This is a genomic window from Serratia sp. C2(1), from assembly GCF_036352655.1.
Lineage (GTDB): Bacteria > Pseudomonadota > Gammaproteobacteria > Enterobacterales > Enterobacteriaceae > Serratia > Serratia inhibens.
Genome location: NZ_JAZFBA010000003.1, coordinates 38,672 through 56,387 on the forward strand (window position 1 = coordinate 38,672; position 17,716 = coordinate 56,387).

Annotated in this window: 16 protein-coding genes; 15 read left to right on the forward strand and 1 reads right to left on the reverse strand. The window is 59.9% G+C overall.

The features are described from left to right. Positions 1 to 16: 16 nt before the first annotated feature. Positions 17 to 361, reverse strand: a complete 345-nt coding sequence (hypA, locus tag V2S86_RS18265; protein WP_330763595.1) for a hydrogenase maturation nickel metallochaperone HypA — start codon at positions 359 to 361, stop codon at positions 17 to 19. 1,018 nt (positions 362 to 1,379) lie between these two features. Between hypA and hycA the strand changes: the two genes are divergently transcribed. The 15 genes from hycA to V2S86_RS18340 all read left to right on the forward strand — a co-directional run bounded on the left by hycA (position 1,380) and on the right by V2S86_RS18340 (position 17,704). Continuing rightward, entirely contained in the window at positions 1,380 to 1,847 is a 468-nt protein-coding gene (hycA, locus tag V2S86_RS18270; protein WP_126485247.1) for a formate hydrogenlyase regulator HycA, read from the forward strand. A gap of 89 nt (positions 1,848 to 1,936) precedes the next feature. Beyond that, positions 1,937 to 2,554, forward strand: a complete 618-nt coding sequence (locus V2S86_RS18275) for a 4Fe-4S dicluster domain-containing protein (RefSeq protein ID WP_330763596.1) — start codon at positions 1,937 to 1,939, stop codon at positions 2,552 to 2,554. Next, complete coding sequence (locus tag V2S86_RS18280) at positions 2,551 to 4,425, forward strand: proton-conducting transporter transmembrane domain-containing protein (protein WP_330763597.1); 1,875 nt, start codon at positions 2,551 to 2,553, stop codon at positions 4,423 to 4,425. Before V2S86_RS18275 ends, V2S86_RS18280 begins: the two co-directional genes overlap by 4 nt. 10 nt (positions 4,426 to 4,435) lie before the next feature. Further along, positions 4,436 to 5,371 carry a respiratory chain complex I subunit 1 family protein gene (locus V2S86_RS18285; RefSeq protein ID WP_330763598.1) on the forward strand — a complete coding sequence of 312 codons (936 nt, stop codon included), beginning with the start codon at positions 4,436 to 4,438 and terminating at the stop codon, positions 5,369 to 5,371. An 18-nt stretch (positions 5,372 to 5,389) separates the two neighbouring features. Continuing rightward, the gene (locus V2S86_RS18290; protein ID WP_330763599.1) at positions 5,390 to 7,093 is read left to right on the forward strand and encodes a hydrogenase large subunit; all 1,704 of its coding nucleotides are present in this window, start codon (positions 5,390 to 5,392) and stop codon (positions 7,091 to 7,093) included. 12 nt (positions 7,094 to 7,105) lie between these two features. Continuing rightward, a complete protein-coding gene (locus tag V2S86_RS18295) occupies positions 7,106 to 7,639 on the forward strand; it encodes a formate hydrogenlyase complex iron-sulfur subunit (RefSeq protein ID WP_330763600.1) in 534 nt (177 codons plus the stop codon). After that, entirely contained in the window at positions 7,636 to 8,433 is a 798-nt protein-coding gene (locus V2S86_RS18300; RefSeq protein ID WP_330763601.1) for an NADH-quinone oxidoreductase subunit B family protein, read from the forward strand. The genes V2S86_RS18295 and V2S86_RS18300 overlap by 4 nt, the downstream gene beginning before the upstream one ends. After that, positions 8,430 to 8,843: a formate hydrogenlyase maturation HycH family protein gene (locus V2S86_RS18305; RefSeq protein ID WP_330763602.1), complete on the forward strand. Its 414-nt coding sequence runs from the start codon at positions 8,430 to 8,432 to the stop codon at positions 8,841 to 8,843. Before V2S86_RS18300 ends, V2S86_RS18305 begins: the two co-directional genes overlap by 4 nt. After that, positions 8,836 to 9,306 carry a hydrogenase maturation peptidase HycI gene (gene hycI / locus V2S86_RS18310; protein ID WP_330763603.1) on the forward strand — a complete coding sequence of 157 codons (471 nt, stop codon included), beginning with the start codon at positions 8,836 to 8,838 and terminating at the stop codon, positions 9,304 to 9,306. Before V2S86_RS18305 ends, hycI begins: the two co-directional genes overlap by 8 nt. Before the next feature lie 140 nt (positions 9,307 to 9,446). Beyond that, a complete protein-coding gene (gene hydN, locus V2S86_RS18315) occupies positions 9,447 to 9,989 on the forward strand; it encodes an electron transport protein HydN (RefSeq protein WP_020439812.1) in 543 nt (180 codons plus the stop codon). Positions 9,990 to 10,000: 11 nt separating this feature from the next. After that, positions 10,001 to 12,157 (forward strand): formate dehydrogenase subunit alpha, encoded by a 2,157-nt coding sequence (fdhF, locus tag V2S86_RS18320; RefSeq protein WP_330763604.1) that lies wholly within the window; start codon positions 10,001 to 10,003, stop codon positions 12,155 to 12,157. Between the two features lie 275 nt (positions 12,158 to 12,432). Next, entirely contained in the window at positions 12,433 to 14,736 is a 2,304-nt protein-coding gene (gene hypF, locus V2S86_RS18325; RefSeq protein WP_330763605.1) for a carbamoyltransferase HypF, read from the forward strand. Between the two features lies 1 nt (position 14,737). Then, positions 14,738 to 15,760, forward strand: a complete 1,023-nt coding sequence (locus tag V2S86_RS18330) for a HoxN/HupN/NixA family nickel/cobalt transporter (protein ID WP_330763606.1) — start codon at positions 14,738 to 14,740, stop codon at positions 15,758 to 15,760. A gap of 818 nt (positions 15,761 to 16,578) precedes the next feature. Next, positions 16,579 to 16,989: a GNAT family N-acetyltransferase gene (locus tag V2S86_RS18335; RefSeq protein ID WP_330763607.1), complete on the forward strand. Its 411-nt coding sequence runs from the start codon at positions 16,579 to 16,581 to the stop codon at positions 16,987 to 16,989. Positions 16,990 to 17,014: 25 nt separating this feature from the next. After that, positions 17,015 to 17,704, forward strand: a complete 690-nt coding sequence (locus V2S86_RS18340; protein WP_330763608.1) for a helix-turn-helix transcriptional regulator — start codon at positions 17,015 to 17,017, stop codon at positions 17,702 to 17,704. Positions 17,705 to 17,716 lie beyond the last annotated feature (12 nt).

The window sequence follows — 17,716 nt, forward strand, 5'->3', positions numbered from 1 at the left end:
GCTTTCCCCTCGGTGGTTATTCGATTTCCAGACGTTTTATTTGTATGCCGTCATCGGCCTGCACGCGCAGGTTGTGGCCTTCGCAATGCGGGCAGAGGCGCACCTGCGGCAACGGCAACGTCACTTCGCATTGGCAGTCGTGGCACCAGCTCAGCGCCTGCTGTTGCTGCAAATGCAGCGTGCAGCCTTCGGCCAGCGTGCCGCGGCACACCATGTCGAAACAGAAATGCAGCGCCTGCGCCTCGACGCAGGAATACGCGCCCACCTCGATCCACACGGCGGTAATACGCCGCGCCTGCTGTTGCTGCGCATGCTGCTGCATAATCTCCAGCGCGTAATGGCAAAGCGTTATTTCGTGCATGCGGTCTCCGGTAACGGCAATAAAACGGCCAACTGAAAATACCTGTGCAAATACGGTGCCAGTCAGGCACCGACATATTTGTCGAGTGTCGATGTCATCGACAGTAAAAGCCGCCACACCGCAATGCGGAGCAGTTAAGATGTTTTCTGGCGAGTTCAAGATTCTTTTCGGTCGATACACGAGCGAGGCACCATGAGCCCCAGATGCCTCGACCGAGCCAGGGGCCGTAGGCGCGGCCCCTGGCAACCCGCACCTTTGCCCTATATCAGCCGGTTGGCTGCGCCAACTACTCTCCCTCCGTCACGTCGCATCACGGCCGGCTACGACAGGCGTCCCTGCCTGTCTCGCCTGAAACCGCCGTCCATGGCGGTTTCGCCTATGCGCCGCTCCTGCGTTCGCCGTCTTCAATGGGCGTCCAACACCGTGCTCATCTCACGCTTTTCACTGTCTTTCATCTCGTAATATCAAACCGAAGGGACATGTTGCCCGGTGGCAACAAATTCGGGTGTTGACCTTTTCGCGCATCGCCGACTGCCGAGCAAAACGGCGTTGTCAGGGCAACTGGCCAGGGAAGGCCGGTTGAGGCGAGACAAACAGGGACGTTTGTCGTAGCCGACCCGCCCGACAACGCGGGTGCAGCGAGGGTATCTGCGTAGCGGCCCCGAAGGGGCGAGGCCCAGGGATGGGCCGAGTAATACCGCGCAGCAGACAGACGGAGTTAAGCGGGGGCGCGGGTGTAGGGGCCGCGCCTACGGCCCCTACAATTGCCGTTCATTGCGGCTACAGAGAAATGCGGGATATTGACGGCAATTCCAATTGCACCGAACGCACAGAGACCGAATAAAAAAATGCCAGTCAGGCTTAACTGACCGGCAGTGCGCCACACCGCGTTACCCCACGCGAAAATAATTCGCTGCATCATTGAATTTAAAGTCATTAATTAAAACCAAACCAAGCTGGCACGATTTATGCCCTATTAGCGTCACCACAGGAAATGTCGACACACCGGGTGACACTGATGAGCACAATAAATGAACTGACCAGCCAGGCCGATTATATCGCCGGCAAAAACAACCGTTTAATGGCGCAATGGCAGCATTACCACAACACGTTGGTCAAAGCGGTAACTACCGCAAAACAGAATATCAATCATGAGTTTATCTGCGGACAGGGGCAGGACATCCGCTTCACGCTGTTCAATCACTTCACCTTGCGCATTCAATTGAGCGACGGTTTTTACAGCCGCGACATCTGCTACAGCATTAATTTGGCCGCGCCAAACGAAGAGGAAAATTTCGCCCCTTTCGCCCACGCCACGCTGGATGAAAGCGGCCTGATTGACGGCCAAATCAATAACCGTGACAGGCAGGCCGTGCTGGAACATTACCTGAATAAGATCGCCGTCATTTACCAATGCTTATTTGATTCGTTGCATGGCGACTGCGCCATTCATGAAGAATTGAAAAAAATTATTCTGCCGGCCTGAATAACGCCGCTTTATTGCTGACAGTGACTGTCGAAACGTCATTTTTACTGTCGATTTCGTCAAAAGTGACGAAGTCGCAAGGAGTGTGCATGAACCGCTTTCTTATTGCGGATGCCAAATTATGCATGGGTTGCAATACCTGCATGGCCAGTTGCGCGACCGAACATCGCCTGGCCGGTTTGCAAGCCTTGCCGCGTTTACGGGTGATGCGTAATGCGCGCGATTCCGCGCCGGTGATGTGCCGCCAGTGCGAAGACGCGCCCTGCGCGCAGGTTTGCCCGGTGAACGCGATAACGCATCGGGATAACGCCATCGTGCTGAACGAAAGCCTGTGCGTCAGTTGCAAACTGTGCGGCATCGCCTGCCCCTTTGGCGCCATTGGTTTTGGCGGCAGCGTGCCGCTGGCCATTCCCGGCGATTGCCAGACCGCGCTGGCACCGCCGCCCCCCGCCTCCGCCCGCCCGGTCAGCGCGTTTCTCGATTGCCAACCGGGGGTGCGTGCGGTGGCGGTGAAATGCGATTTGTGCGCCTTCAGCCCTGACGGCCCGGCGTGCATTCGCACCTGCCCGACCAACGCCATCCGGCTGGTTGCCGACCAGGATGTGCGTCAGGCCAGCGAACAAAAACGCCGTAATGCGATGCAGGCGTTAGCCGCCGAGTTGCCGTTTGTCAGCCCCCCCGTCGCCCGCAAGGAGCCGAACCGATGATCACCGATTTTCTGCCCGATCCGCTGCTGTTGCTGACGCTGTCACTGAGCGGTTCGCTGCTGCTGACCGCACTGTGCTGGCTGCTGGCGATCTGGCCACGTTTTTGCGCCGGCGTCTGCGGCATCGGCACGCTGCTGGTGTCGCTGGCCGCCACGGTGGCGGCCCTGCCCTGGCTGTTCACCACGCCTCATCCAGCCCGCCTGCCGTGGCTGCACTATGCGGTGGAAATCAGCGGTCTGAATGCGCTGTTGCTGCTGGTGATCGCGCTGAGCAACCTGTTCGTGGGGCTGTACCTTTGCCATTGGCTGACGACGCTCAACGATCATAACCGCACCCGGCAGGGCAGCCTGATGCTGTTGATGCCCGCCGCGCTGAGCGCGGCCGTGATGGCGGACAACGCGCTGGCGCTGGTGTTGTCGCTGGAGCTGGCGGCGCTGTGCGGTTATTTCCTGATTGTTCGGCGGCAAGACGCCAAGAGCCAGCAGGCCGGCCACAGCCAATTTCTGCTGATGCGCTTAGGTACGCTGCTGCTGGTCGCCGCTTTTGCGTTGATCTACAGCCAGACCCACAGCCTGCAATTCAGCGCCATGCGCGAGATAGCCTTGCCTTCGGCGCTGCGCAACGGGGCATTCTTGCTGGCGCTGGCGGGGTTCGGCATTTACGCCGGCGTGATGCCGCTGCACGGCTGGGTGCCGCAAGCGCACGGTAGCGCACCCGCCCCGGCGGCCTCGCTCTTTTCTTGCGCGCTGATGAAAGTCGGGCTGCTCGGCGTGATCAAAATCGGTATGGATCTGCTGGGCACACCGCCGCTGTGGTGGGGGTTGCTGGTGCTGGTGCTGGCGGCCGGCACCGCCTTTTTCGGCGGGCTGTATGCGCTGATGGAGCATGACCTGCGTCGGCTGCTGGCTTACCACACGCTGGAAAATATCGGCATCATCCTGCTCGGCATCGGCGGGGCAATGGTCGGCCTGGCGCTGCAATTGCCTGAACTGACCGCGCTGGCGCTGATGGGCGGCCTGTTTCATCTGTGCAATCACAGCCTGTTTAAATCGGCATTGCTGCTGGCCGCCGGTGCTGTCGAACAGCAAACCGGGCTGAAAGACATGGAAAAAATGGGCGGGCTGGCGCGGCTGATGCCCTGGACCTGCATCGCATTGCTGGTCGGGCTGGTATCGATGGCGGCGCTGCCGCCGCTCAACGGTTTCGCCAGCGAGTGGTTGATTTATCAAGGCCTGTTCCAGTTCAGCGCCGCATCGGCCTTTGTCGGCCGGCTGCTTGGCCCGTTGCTGGCGGTGGCGTTGGCGATCACCGGCGCGTTGGCGGTGATGTGCGTCAGCAAAGTGTTTGGCGTGGTGTGCCTGGGTGCGCCGCGCTGTGAAGCCGCCGCCAACGCCCGGCCGGCGACGTGGCCGATGATGCTCAGCCATCTGCTGCCGGCCTTGCTGTGCCTGCTGTGCGGCATTGGCGCGCCGTGGCTGATCCCGCTGTTTGCCCGGCTGGCCGCCACCTTGACTCCGCAAACGCCGCTCGGCGCACATCTGCTGGTTTCCCCGCCGCTGATCGCCATTTTGCTGTTGGCGATGCCGCTGCTGCCGTTGCTGATCGCTGCGGTTTATCGGGGGAAACGCCAGGCGCGCCGCACGGGCGGTGAAGCCTGGGCCTGCGGCTACGGTCACGAAGCCTCGATGGTGATCACCGCCACCGGTTTCGCTCAGCCGCTGCGGGTGATGTTCGCGCCGCTGTACGCCCTGCGCCAAACCTTGCAACCGGTCGCCTTACAGCGCTGGCTGCATCGCGCGCCTCTCAACGCGTTTTGCCGTGGCGTCGCCGCCATCGAGCTGGCGGTGCTGCTGGTCGTGGCGCTGGCCTAAGGAGAACCTGATGACTTATCCCACTTTACTGATTGGCATCGTGCAGGCGTTGTTGCTGCTGGCCATCGCGCCGCTGTTTGCCGGCGTCAGCCGCCAGTTGCGCGCCCGCCTCCACAGCCGCTGCGGGCCGGGCGTATTGCAGGAATACCGCGACATCGCCAAGTTGCTCAAACGCCAATCCCTCGCCCCCGCGGCAGCGGGAATCGCCTTCCGCGCCATGCCTTATCTGCTGACCGGCACACTGCTGGCCATTGCCTGCGCGCTGCCGATGCTGTTGCAGATCTCTCCGCTGCCGGCGATCGGCGATGTCATCACGCTGATTTATCTGTTCGCCGTGGTGCGCTTCGTGTTTGCCCTCGCCGGGCTGGATACCGGCAGCCCCTTCACCGCCATTGGCGCCAGCCGCGAAGCGGTGCTGGGCATTCTGGTGGAACCGATCCTGCTGCTTGGCCTGTGGGTGGCGGCGCTGGTCGCCGGTTCTACCCAGCTCAGCGCCATCAGCCAGTGCGTCGCGGAGTGGCCGCCGTACGCCAGCGCGCCGCTGCTGTTGGCGTTGCTGGCCTGCGGTTTCGCCACTTTTATCGAAATGGGCAAATTGCCGTTCGACATGGCGGAAGCCGAACAGGAATTGCAGGAAGGCCCGCTGACCGAATACGCCGGCGCGGCGCTCGGCATCCTCAAATGGGGCATCAGCCTGAAGCAACTGGTGGTGCTGCAGCTGTTTATCGGCATGTTCGTGCCCTGGGGCCAGGCCACTACATTGACTCTGCCCGCACTGGCGGCGGCGCTGGCGTTATCGCTGTGCAAGCTGCTGCTGGCGGTGGTGGCCGTCGCCGTAGTGGAAAACAGCGTCGCACGGCTGCGCTTTTTAAAAACCGCTCGCACCACCTGGGCCGGCTTCGGCCTGGCATTTTTGGCGCTGGTTTCCTGGCTGGTCGTCAGCTAATTCACAAGTAGGAACATCATGATTACTGAACATCTGGGCCAAGATTATCTGACGGCGCTGCAACGGCAATTCCCGGCAGCCGTGCTGGCGGCAGAATGGCAAACCGCCGATCAGCTCACGGTAACGGTGAAGCTGAATGCGCTGCCGGAGGTGGTGGAATGGCTGTATTACCAGCAGGGCGGCTGGCTTTCGGTGCTGTTCGGCAACGACGAACGCACGCTGTGCGGCAGCTATGCGCTGTATTACGTGCTGTCGATGGAGCAAGGGGTCAAATGCTGGATCACCGTGCGCGCCGAAGTCGACGCCCAAACGCTGGAGTTCCCGTCGGTAACGCCACGGGTGCCGGCGGCGGTGTGGGGCGAGCGCGAAGTGCGGGACATGTACGGTTTGCGCCCGGTGGGGTTGCCGGATGAACGGCGTCTGGTGCTGCCGGACGACTGGCCGGATGACCTTTACCCGCTGCGTAAAGACGCGATGGATTACCGCCAGCGGCCGGCGCCGACCACCGACGTCGAAACCTATCCGTTTGTCAGCGAAGCCGGCGCCAAGGCCAACGTGGTGCCGATTGGCCCGCTGCACATCACCTCGGACGAACCGGGCCATTTTCGCCTGTTCGTCGACGGTGAAGACATTATCGACGCCGATTACCGCCTGTTCTACGTCCATCGCGGCATGGAAAAGCTGGCGGAAACGCGTATGGGTTATAACGAAGTGACCTTCCTGTCCGACCGGGTTTGCGGCATCTGCGGTTTCACCCACAGCGTGGCGTACACCAGCTCGGTGGAGAACGCCATGGGCATTCAGGTGCCGGAACGGGCGCAAATGATCCGATCGATCCTGCTGGAGGTGGAACGGCTGCACAGCCACCTGCTCAACCTCGGTCTGGCTTGCCATTTCGTCGGTTTCGACAGCGGCTTCATGCAGTTTTTCCGCGTGCGCGAGAAATCGATGAAGATGGCGGAAATTCTCACCGGCGCACGCAAAACCTACGGCCTGAATCTGATCGGCGGCATTCGGCGCGACATATTGAAAGACGACATGCTGCAAACCCTGCGGCTGGCGGCAGAGATGCGCAGCGAGCTCAAGGATCTGGTGGATATTCTGCTCAGCACGCCGAATACCGAGCAGCGCAGCATCGGCGTCGGGCGGCTGGATCCGCAGATCGCACGCGATTACAGCAACGTCGGGCCGATGCTGCGCGGCAGCGGCCACCGCCGGGATACCCGTATCGATCATCCGTTCGCCGGTTACGCCAAGCTGCCGGTGGAACTGTGCGTCGAAACCGGCTGCGACGTGTATTCGCGCCTGAAGGTGCGCATTCACGAAGTGTTCAACTCGCTCGGCATCATCGAATTCGGCCTGCAAAGCCTGCCCGCCGGGCCGCTGGCGGTGGAAGGCTTTACCTATATGCCGCACAAGTTCGCGCTGGGCTTTGCCGAAGCGCCTCGCGGCGACGACATTCACTGGAGCATGACCGGCGACAATCAGAAACTGTTCCGCTGGCGCTGCCGCGCCGCCACCTACGCCAACTGGCCGACGCTGCGCTTTATGCTGCGCGGCAATACCGTTTCCGACGCCCCGCTGATCATCGGCAGCCTCGATCCCTGCTACTCCTGCACCGACCGCATGACCATCGTCGACATCCGCAAACGCAAGTCTGTCGTGGTGCCGTACAAGGAAATCGAGCGCTACGGCATCGAGCGGAAAAACGCACCGTTTTAAGGGGACGACACCATGCTGAAACTGATTAAAAAAGTGCTGAAAACCGGCAAGGCCACGGTGGCCTATCCGGCGCAGCCGCTGGCGGTGGACGCCAACTTTCGCGGCAAGCCGGAATATACCCCGCAGCAATGCATCGCCTGCGGCGCCTGCGCCAACGCCTGCCCGTCCAACGCGCTGACCATGGAAACCGATGTCGAAAACGGCGTCATTCGTTGGCAGTTCTTTTTGGGCCGCTGCATTTTCTGCGCCCGCTGCGAAGAAGTCTGCCCGACGACCGCCCTTCGCCTGTCGAATCAGTTCGAACTGGCGGTATGGCGCAAAGAAGACCTGCTCGAAAGCGCCGATTTCGCCCTCTGCCACTGCCGCCAATGCGGCAAGGCTTATGCCCCGCAGAAGGAAATCGATTACGCCCTGGCGCTGCTCGAACTCGGCGAGCAGCGCCGCGAACAGTTCGAAACCTGCCCCGCCTGCAAGCAGCAACAAAGCCTGACCCAGGCCGACCGTATCGACGTCGGCCGCCATTTGACCCGGGAGGTCGCCCAATGAGCCAGACGCTGATTGGCCCGCGTGATGCCAACGGGCAGCCGGTGCCGATAACTCTCGACGACAGCATCGCCCAGCTAAAAACCACCTTGCTGAAAGACATCCGCCGCTCCGCCTACGTCTATCGCGTTGACTGCGGCGGCTGCAACGGCTGCGAGATCGAGATTTTCGCCGCTATTTCACCGCTGTTCGACGCCGAACGCTTCGGCATTAAAGTGGTGCCCTCGCCGCGCCATGCCGACATTTTGCTGTTCACCGGCGCGGTCACCCGCGCGATGCGCATCCCGGCGATCCGCGCCTGGCAGGCTTCGCCGGATCCGAAAATCTGCATTTCCTACGGCGCCTGCGGCAACAGCGGCGGTATTTTCCACGACTTGTACTGCGTATGGGGCGGCACCGACCGCATCGTACCGGTTGACGTGTATATCCCCGGCTGCCCGCCGACGCCCGCCGCCACGATTTACGGCTTCGCCATGGCGCTCGGCCTGCTCGAGCAGAAAATCCACCGCCAACGGCACGATGAAACCGAGGGCGAGGCCACCGCGCTACTGCACCCGCAACTGCCGCAGCCGCTGCGCGTGGCGGTGGATCGTGAAGCGCGGCGCCTGGCCGGATATCGCTACGGCCGGCAAATCGCCGATCGCTTCCTGCAACTGCTGGCCGCCACCGACGCGCAAACGGCGGAACAACGCGTGATGACGTATTTGCAACGGCAAGACGACCCGCGGCTGACGGAGATCGTCGGCCATCTGTTGGCCCTTTATCAGCGCGTGCAGCGCGGGGAGTTGCGGCTATGAGCGCGGTCTGCCACGTAACCTTTTATTCCCTCAGCCGCAAGTTCGTGCAGGAAAAGAAAGCGCCGCCCAAAGCGCAGGAAGTGATCTATTACAGCCTGGCGATCGGCCATCACCTGGGGGTGATCGACTGTCTGGAAGCCAGGCTCGATTGCCCGCTGGCGGCGTTTCGCGACTGGATTGCGCACCTGCCGGCCGAGGGTGCCGCCAGGCGCAAGCTGGCCGGTGTCGAACGCTTTGGCGAAATCTGCATCGACAGCAGCCACACCCATTTGCTGGCCAGCGCGCTGAGCCGCGCCGCTGAACGAATGACGCAGCAGCAGCAAGAGTGGAGCCAACGGTTAATCGCCCTGTTGCAGTCCATCGAAAACGAACCGGCGATTTATCTGATGGTCAGGAGGCACCATGGATAGCGTTTTGTTATGCGTCGGCAATTGCCTGATGGGCGACGACGGCGCCGGCCCACTGCTGGCGGAACTGTGCCAGGCCGCTCCCCCCGCCGGCTGGACGGTGATCGACGGCGGCGCGGCGCCGGAGAATGACATTCACGCCATTCGCCAACTGCGGCCGCAGCGGCTGGTGATCGTCGACGCCACCGACATGGGGCTGGCGCCGGGCGAAACCCGGGTGATAGATCCGGCGGATATCGCCGACATGTTCATCATGACCACCCACAATATGCCGCTCAGCTTCCTGATCGACCAACTGCGCGCCGACATACCGGACATTACCTTCATCGGCATTCAACCGGAGGTGGTGGCATTTTACTACCCCATTGGCCCGGCGGTGCAGCAGGCGGTGAAAACCCTGCATCAGCGCCTGGGTCACTGGCAGGCCCACGGCGGCTATTCGTCATTGACCGTGACGACGGCCTGACATCGTCATCGTCACTTTTGTCGGCTCTTTCGTCATCATAAAACTAACCTTTTGTTTTTATTGATATTAGTGGATTGGCACGCTTTATGAATAGACCTTGTCATACCGCCACCGCCCACCCCGTAAACCAGGAGTTCCTGATGAACCGGTTCATCATCGCCGATCCGAAGAAATGCATCGGCTGCCGTACCTGCGAAATCGCCTGCGTCATGGCGCACAGCGCCACCCAGGACATTTCGGCGTTGACCGCCGCCACCTTCGCCCCACGGCTACACGTGATTAAAGGCGTTAACGTCAGTACCGCCGTGTTATGCCGCCAGTGTGAAGACGCGCCCTGCGCCAACGTCTGCCCCAACGGCGCCATCAGCCGCCAAAACGGCATGGTGCTGGTGATGCAGGAACGCTGCATCGGCTGCAAAACCTGCGTGGTGGCCTGCCCCTACGGCGCCATGGAGGTGATCACCCGCCCGGTGATCCGCCAGAACGGCGCGCAACTGACCGCCATCAGCGACAAAGCCGAAGCCCACAAATGCGATTTGTGCACCGGTCGCGCCGCCGGCCCGGCCTGTATGGAAACCTGCCCCACCAAAGCGCTGCACTGCGTCGACCGCAATTTGTTGCAGGAAATGAACGCCGAGAAACGCCGCCGTGCCGCGCTCGACAACCTGTCGTCTCTGTTTTAGGAGCTGAACCAATGAAAAAAATCACGACCGTCTGCCCTTACTGTGGCGCAGGCTGCAAAATGAAACTGGTGGTGGATAACGGTAAAATCCTGCGCGCAGAAGCCGCCGACGGCGCAACCAATCAGGGCGAGCTGTGCCTGAAGGGTTACTACGGCTGGGACTTTCTCAACGACACCAAACTGCTGACGCCGCGCCTGACGCAGCCGCTGATCCGCCGCGAAAAAGGCGGCAAGTTTGAAGCGGTCAGTTGGGACGAAGCCATCCGCTATACCGCGCAGCGGCTGAAAGCCATCAAACAGCAGCACGGCGCGCGCGCCATTATGCACACCGGGTCCTCACGCGGCACCGGCAACGAAACCAACTACGTGATGCAGAAATTTGCCCGCGCGGTGATCGGCAACAATAATGTCGACTGCTGCGCCCGCGTCTGCCACGGCCCGTCGGTTGCCGGTTTGCAAGCTACGCTGGGCAACGGCGCCATGAGCAACTCGATCGGCGATATCGAAAACTCCAAATGTTTGCTGATCATCGGCTACAACTGCGCCGACTCGCACCCGATCGTCGCCCGCCGGGTTCTGAAGGCCAAAGAGAAAGGCGCGCAAATCGTGGTCTGCGATCCGCGCCGCATTGAAACCGCACGCATCGCCGATCAGCATCTGCAAATCAACAACGGCTGCAATATGGCGCTGGTTAACGCCTTCGGCCACGTGCTGATCGAAGAAAACCTGTATGACCGCGATTATGTGGCGAAATACACCGAAGGCTTCGACGCCTATCGCCAGCAAGTGGCCGATTACGCGCCGGAAACGGTGGAACAGCTGACCGGCGTCAGCGCCCGGCAAATCCGCCAGGCGATGCGCACCTACGCCAGCGCGCCTTCCGCCACCATCATGTGGGGCATGGGCGTCACCCAGTTCGGCCAGGCGGTGGATGTGGTCAAAGGGCTGGCCAGCCTGGCGTTGTTGACCGGTAACCTCGGGCGCGCCAACGTCGGCGTCGGCCCGGTGCGCGGCCAGAACAACGTCCAGGGCGCCTGCGACATGGGCGTGCTGCCAAACGAATTCCCCGGTTATCAATCCGTTACCGACCCCGCCGTCCGCGCCAAATTCGCCGCCGCCTGGGGCATTGACGCCGCCGGTATGGATCCGGATATCGGTTATCGCATCACTGAAGTGCCGCACCTGGTGCACGAAGGCAAAGTGAAAGCCTATTACATCATGGGGGAAGATCCGTTACAGACCGAAGCCGATCTCGGCCTGGTGCGCAGCGCGTTCGATGCGCTGGAGTTTATCGTGGTGCAAGACATCTTCATGACCAAAACCGCCGAACGGGCGGACGTGATCCTGCCATCCACCTCCTGGGGCGAACACGGTGGCGTGTTCTCGTGCGCCGATCGCGGTTTCCAGCGTTTCGAAAAAGCCATCGAGCCGCAGTACAACGTCAAACGCGACTGGGAAATCATCAGCCTGCTGGCGACCGAACTGGGCTATCCGATGCATTACGAAGACAACCAGCAAATCTGGGATGAAATGCGTGAGCTGTGCCCGCTGTTTTACGGCGCGACCTACGAAAAAATGGGCGAACTCGGCCACGTTCAATGGCCTTGCACCACGCTCGAGAGCCCAGGCACGCCCTATTTGTATCAGGGCAATCAATTCACCACCCCGTCCGGCAAGGGGCAACTGTTCGCCACCACCTGGCGCGCCCCGGCCGAAGTGCCTGACGCCGCTTATCCGCTGGTGCTGTGTACGGTGCGTGAAGTCGGCCACTACTCCTGCCGTTCGATGACCGGCAACTGCGCCGCCTTGCAAACGCTGGCGGATGAGCCGGGCTTCGTGCAAATCAACCCGCAAGACGCCGCCGCCCTGGGCGTTGGCGATCAACAACTGGTGTGGGTCGCCTCGCGGCGCGGCAAGGTGATCTCCCGCGCCAACTACAACGAGCGCATTAACCTGGGCGCGGTATACATGACCTATCAGTGGTGGATTGGCGCCTGCAATGAATTGACGCAGGAGAACCTCGATCCGATATCCAAAACGCCGGAAACCAAGTACTGCGCGGTCAAGCTGGAAGCGATCGGCGATCAAAACTGGGCGGAAAATTACGCCAGCCAAAGCTACAGCGACATGAAAGCCCGCCTGCGCAGGGCGGTGGAAGACGTGATGTGATCGTTAACCAAACCGGGACGAACCTGTTCGTTCCAGATAGCTGACCAAGCCCGTTATTAGGGAGAGCGTGCCGAAGGGGTCGTAACGGCCTTGGCCGTCGACCAATTTGCCGGGAGCAAATTGGAACGACTTCATGTCGGCCCGGAGGGTGGGACACAGGGATGTGTCCCATAATGGCCCCTCGGTGCGCTAGGCCCGGGTATCTCGGACTCAAAGACCACTCTGTTATTAACCTCGGACGAACCTGTTCGTCCCCTACTTATTGGGTGGGTAAGATGTCCAAGTCACCGTCAGGATTATTGCTTCGCATCAGCGGCAAGGTGCAGGGGGTGGGATTCCGCCCCTTTGTCTGGCAACTGGCGCAGCGCCTCGGCCTGCGTGGCGAAGTCTGGAACGACAGCGCCGGGGTCGAAATTCGGCTGGTGCAACCGGTGGATATCGATATGTTCCTGCATATGCTGCAGCGCCAGGCACCGGCGTTGGCCCAGATTGATAATATCGGCCTGCGCCCCTTCAACTGGCTGCAGCCGCCGCAGGACTTTGCCATTCGCCATAGCCGACAAAGCCAAATGGCTACGCAGGTCGTGCCCGATGCCGCCACCTGCCCCGATTGCCTGCGTGAAATGAACGATCCGCACGATCGTCGCTACCGTTATCCCTTCATTAACTGCACGCATTGCGGCCCACGCTTCACCCTGATTCGCTCTATGCCTTACGACCGCCCGGCGACCAGCATGGCGCCGTTCGCGCTGTGCCCGCACTGCGCCTGGGAATACCACACGCCGCAGGACCGGCGTTTTCACGCCCAGCCGGTGGCCTGCCGCGAATGCGGGCCGCAGCTCTTCAGTTGCCACGCTGACGGCAAAGCAATCAACCTGGCGGACATGGCGTTGCAACAGGCGGCGGCGCTGTTATGCGCCGGCGAAATCGTCGCCATCAAGGGCGTCGGCGGTTTCCATTTGGCCTGTGACGCCACCGATCAACAAGCGGTGATGCGCCTGCGCGACCGTAAACGGCGGCCGGGCAAACCGCTGGCGGTAATGTTGCCGGATATCGGCTGGCTGACGCGCTGCACCGGCAGCCACTCGCTGGCGCAACTGAGCGAAACCCTGCTGTCTCCGGCCGCACCGATCGTCCTGGTGCCACAGCGGCCCCACTCCGCGCTGTGTGACGCCGTTGCGCCGCATCTGGACGAAGTCGGCGTCATGCTGCCGTCCAATCCACTGCATCATCTCCTGATGCAAGCGGTGCGACGCCCGCTGGTGATGACCTCCGGCAACGCCGCCGGGTGCGCGCCGGCGTTGACCAACGAACAGGCGCTGCGCGATCTGACCGGCATTGCCGATTTGTGGCTGATGCATAACCGCGAGATCCTGCAACGCGCCGATGATTCTTTGCTGCGACAACACACGCAGGGCACCGAGATGCTACGCCGCTCGCGCGGTTATGCGCCGGACGCCCTGCCGCTGCCACCCGGCTTTCCGGTTCAACCGCCGCTGCTGGCGATCGGGGGCGACAATAAAAACACCTTTTGCCTGGTGCGCGGCGACAAAGCGATCCTCAGCCCGCATTTTGGCCACCTGGCGCAGGAGGACGTTCAGCAACAGTGGCAGCACGCCATCGCCCACTTCCTCAGGCTATATCACTGCCGGCCGCAGCGCATCGCCGCCGATGCGCACCCGGATTATGCCGGCCGCCGCTGGGCGCAGCGTCAAGCGCTCCCCTTGACCGAGGTCCTGCATCATCACGCGCATCTGGCGGCCTGCCTGGCGGAGCACCGTTGGCCGCTCGATGGCGGCGCGGTTATCGGGTTAGCGCTGGACGGCCTGGGATACGGCGAAAACGGCCAGCTGTGGGGCGGCGAATGCCTGTGGGTGGATTACCGGCAATGCCGTTCGCTCGGCGGGTTGCCGGCGGTGGCGCTACCGGGCGGCGATCGCGCCGCGCAAGCGCCGTGGCGCAACCTGCTGGCGCACTGCGCGCGCTTTGTCGAGGGTTGGCAACGGCTGCCGGAAACGCAGTTTTTGCTGCAACAACCGTGGCAACCGCTGCTGAAAGCCATCGACGCCGGTATCAATGCCCCCTTGGCATCGTCGTGCGGTCGGTTGTTTGACGCCGCCGCCGCCGCGCTAGGCTGCGCGCCCTTGCAACTCAGTTGGGAAGGCGAAGCGGCCTGCCGGCTGGAAGCGCTGGCGCATCAGGCGACCCATTGCCGCCACCCGCTGCATCTGCCGATCAAAGACAATTTGCTCGATCTCGCCGCCTTCTGGCAGCAATGGCTTGGCTGGCGCACACCGCCGGCGGAGCGCGCCTGGGCGTTTCACGACGCGTTGGCGCAGGGGTTCGCCGCCCTGGCCCAACGTTTTGCCGCACACTACGGCATCAAACAGGTGGCACTGAGCGGCGGTGTGCTGCACAACCGGCTGCTGCGCCAACGACTGGTGCATCATCTGGCGCCGCTGCAAGTCCTGCTGCCACAGCGCATCCCCGCCGGCGATGGCGGGCTGGCATTCGGTCAGGCGATGGTCGCCTGCGCACAACAATCCCCTCTTTCTTCTTCTCTTTCTGACAGGACGTAACATGAATTACCCTGAGTTCTTCCAAAGAAATACCCGCGCCTTCTGGCTGCTGTTGGCGTTGATCGCCGTTAATCTGCTGGCCTGGGCTGCGGCCTTTGCCGCATTCCATCATCACCCGGCGCTGATGGCCGCCGCGCTGCTGGCATACAGCTACGGCTTGCGCCACGCGGTGGATGCCGATCACATCGCCGCTATCGACAACGTGACGCGCAAATTGATGCAACAGGGCCAACGGCCGGTTTCCGTCGGCGCATTTTTCTCGCTCGGGCATTCGAGCATCGTGATTCTGGCCTGCGCGGCCATCGCCGCCACCTCGCTGGCGTTCGGCAGCCGCATCGGCTGGCTGCATGACTACGGCTCCACCCTCGGCACGCTGATTTCTTCGCTGTTCCTGCTGGCGATGGCGGCGCTCAACGGGCTGATTCTGCGCGATGTTTACCGCACCTTCCGCCGGGTGAAAAGAGGAGAAAAACTGACGGATGAAGCGCTGGCGCACCGGCACGGCGGCCTGATGACGCGGTTGTTCCGCGTGACCTTCAATACCGTGAACAAAAGCCGGCATATGTATCTGGTGGGATTTTTGTTTGGGCTGGGGTTCGATACCGCCACCGAAGTCGGCCTGCTGGGCATTTCCGCAGCCGGCGCAGGTGCGGGCATGTCAGTCTGGTCGATCATGATCTTCCCGCTGCTGTTTGCCGCCGGTATGGCGTTGGTGGATTCGCTGGATAATTTCGTCATGATTGGCGCTTACGGCTGGGCGTTCAACCAACCGGTGCGCAAGCTGTATTACAATATGACCATCACCGCCACCAGCGTGGCGATTGCGGTGCTGATTGGCGGCCTGGAAGGATTGGGGTTGCTGGCCGAAAAATTGAACCTGCACGGCGCCGTTTGGGATGGCATCGCGCTGCTCAATGACAACATGGGCAGCGTCGGCTACGCCGCTATTGCGCTGTTTGTCTTGTTCTGGGTACTGTCGGCGATCAACTACCGGCGCAAAAACTATGACGCGCTGGCAGTTTGATCATCCTTGATATCCTGATCGCCAGACGTCAAACGGTGCGAATAAAGTGAGGTTCTATTCATTATGATCCCCGCCGCAGTGGAAAAGCCGCTGCGGCCACCGGATTGCTCATATTTGCGTGTAAAGGTGACGGCAAAACGAAAAAACCTCCTTTTTATCACGCCAAAGGAGGTGTTCCAGAGCAGAACCAATATCACGAAGCTTGCGATGACAAGCGGGGCATATCTTAATAAACAACCCCACATAATAAAAATGCAATATTGCGTTCTGAACATGCAGAAATTCACCTTTTAAAGAATAAAATTACTTTTTAAAGATGCGTTGCCGGGTATTTATATAAACGCAAACAATAAAAGTCATAAACCGTATTGAAAGCGTAAGAAATACGTAAATATTATATTTATGGGAAATAATAAGGCCGATAAGCATAGGCGTGATTCTGTTGCGCGCTAACTGACGGCAGCAACGTCTGAACATTTAACGTTGAGCGGGATAATGTATAACAACGGAAGATAGCGGCTCCCCTTTGGCAAGTTGACTTGCTCTACCGGTGGAGCCTTGAATAGCAGATTTACGTTCCTGATGAGGCCCTGGTGAGGCGCAATAGGAATAGGTTACCGAGCAGGGCCTGAAGCTATTTATGCGTGTACTACGCTATTGTTTTGCCCCGTCACGTTCAATATAACCGCTGCTCCGGCTGACGGGAACGGGTGAAAAGCACCCTTGTAATACATTATGAAAAGTGATAATTAAGCAGGTTGGGTGAATTCCATTTAATTTCAACACAAATTATTACCAAGGGAAAGTATATTACGACCATGAATATCAATGTGACGGACCAGCCAAACCCACAGGACGAAGAGTACGTTATCGACAACCTTTGGGCACACAACGAAAATTATCAACCCGTAGACATCCATCCGCTGTTTCTGACCGTAACCGATGACGCCGGTAAAATCGTCGCCGGATTGGTGGCCAGAACCTGGTGGGGCGGCCTTGAAGTGCAATATCTCTGGGTCAGCGATGACCATCGCAAAAGCGGTTATGGCCGCCAACTGATGAAAAAAGCTGAAGAAGAAGCCCGTCAACGGGGTTGCCACATGGCCTATGTCGATACGTTCGACTTCCAGGCCAGGGGCTTTTACGAAAAATTGGGTTATCAGGTCTACGGCAATTTAGGCGGCTATGCCAAAAAGCATACGCGTCATTACCTGGCGAAAGAAATTTAACGCAATTTTAATCGGTGAGGTCAGAGTGGATTCGCCCGATAAAAATAACGAGTTTTATTTGAAGGGTCTTATTGCCATGATGGAGCACTTAAGTGATCCCTGGGGCATTAAGGATCTGGAATCCCGTCATATCTATATGAATAAGGCTGCCTATCTCTATACCAATACGCCGTTGAGTTTCGATATCGCCGGCAAACGGGACGACGAGTTTCCCGCCGACTGGGCCGACTGCGCAGACGATTTCATAGAACACGACAAAATGACGGAAATGTCGCGGGATCGGGTTGCCGTAATAGAAACGCATTATTGGTACGGGAAAGACAGCCTGACCCCCTTTATCAGCGAAAAACTGCCTATTTACAACGATAAAAAGCAGGTGTTCGGGGTGATGTGGAATGCCAAACCGCTTAACTCGCTAACGCCGCTAAAATACATCAACCAGCAAAAACCCAGCGTGCTGACCACCGAGGTGAATAATAGTATTTTCACCCAATCCGAGCTTGACGTTATATTTTTGATGCTGCAAAGGCTGTCGGTAAAAGAGATCGCCAAAATATATAACATCAGCACTAAAACGATAGAAAATAGAATATATAACATCTATCAGAAATCTGACGTCCATACGTTGCAACAGTTTGAGGAATTTTGCAAATATGCGCGTCTGGACAGCTATATTCCCGATCGCCTGATAGCAAAAGGCATCCAGTTTATCTGAACAGCAAGGAAC

Bases quoted from the DNA above. Each gene is read 5' to 3' on its own strand.
- hypA (WP_330763595.1), bottom strand. From the start codon at position 361: ATGCACGAAATAACGCTTTGCCATTACGCGCTGGAGATTATGCAGCAG.
- hycI (WP_330763603.1), top strand. From the start codon at position 8,836: ATGGATAGCGTTTTGTTATGCGTCGGCAATTGCCTGATGGGCGACGAC.
- V2S86_RS18305 (WP_330763602.1), top strand. From the start codon at position 8,430: ATGAGCGCGGTCTGCCACGTAACCTTTTATTCCCTCAGCCGCAAGTTC.
- V2S86_RS18280 (WP_330763597.1), top strand. From the start codon at position 2,551: ATGATCACCGATTTTCTGCCCGATCCGCTGCTGTTGCTGACGCTGTCA.
- V2S86_RS18275 (WP_330763596.1), top strand. From the start codon at position 1,937: ATGAACCGCTTTCTTATTGCGGATGCCAAATTATGCATGGGTTGCAAT.
- fdhF (WP_330763604.1), top strand. From the start codon at position 10,001: ATGAAAAAAATCACGACCGTCTGCCCTTACTGTGGCGCAGGCTGCAAA.
- V2S86_RS18300 (WP_330763601.1), top strand. From the start codon at position 7,636: ATGAGCCAGACGCTGATTGGCCCGCGTGATGCCAACGGGCAGCCGGTG.
- V2S86_RS18285 (WP_330763598.1), top strand. From the start codon at position 4,436: ATGACTTATCCCACTTTACTGATTGGCATCGTGCAGGCGTTGTTGCTG.
- V2S86_RS18295 (WP_330763600.1), top strand. From the start codon at position 7,106: ATGCTGAAACTGATTAAAAAAGTGCTGAAAACCGGCAAGGCCACGGTG.
- V2S86_RS18330 (WP_330763606.1), top strand. From the start codon at position 14,738: ATGAATTACCCTGAGTTCTTCCAAAGAAATACCCGCGCCTTCTGGCTG.
- hydN (WP_020439812.1), top strand. From the start codon at position 9,447: ATGAACCGGTTCATCATCGCCGATCCGAAGAAATGCATCGGCTGCCGT.
- V2S86_RS18290 (WP_330763599.1), top strand. From the start codon at position 5,390: ATGATTACTGAACATCTGGGCCAAGATTATCTGACGGCGCTGCAACGG.
- hycA (WP_126485247.1), top strand. From the start codon at position 1,380: ATGAGCACAATAAATGAACTGACCAGCCAGGCCGATTATATCGCCGGC.
- hypF (WP_330763605.1), top strand. From the start codon at position 12,433: ATGTCCAAGTCACCGTCAGGATTATTGCTTCGCATCAGCGGCAAGGTG.
- V2S86_RS18335 (WP_330763607.1), top strand. From the start codon at position 16,579: ATGAATATCAATGTGACGGACCAGCCAAACCCACAGGACGAAGAGTAC.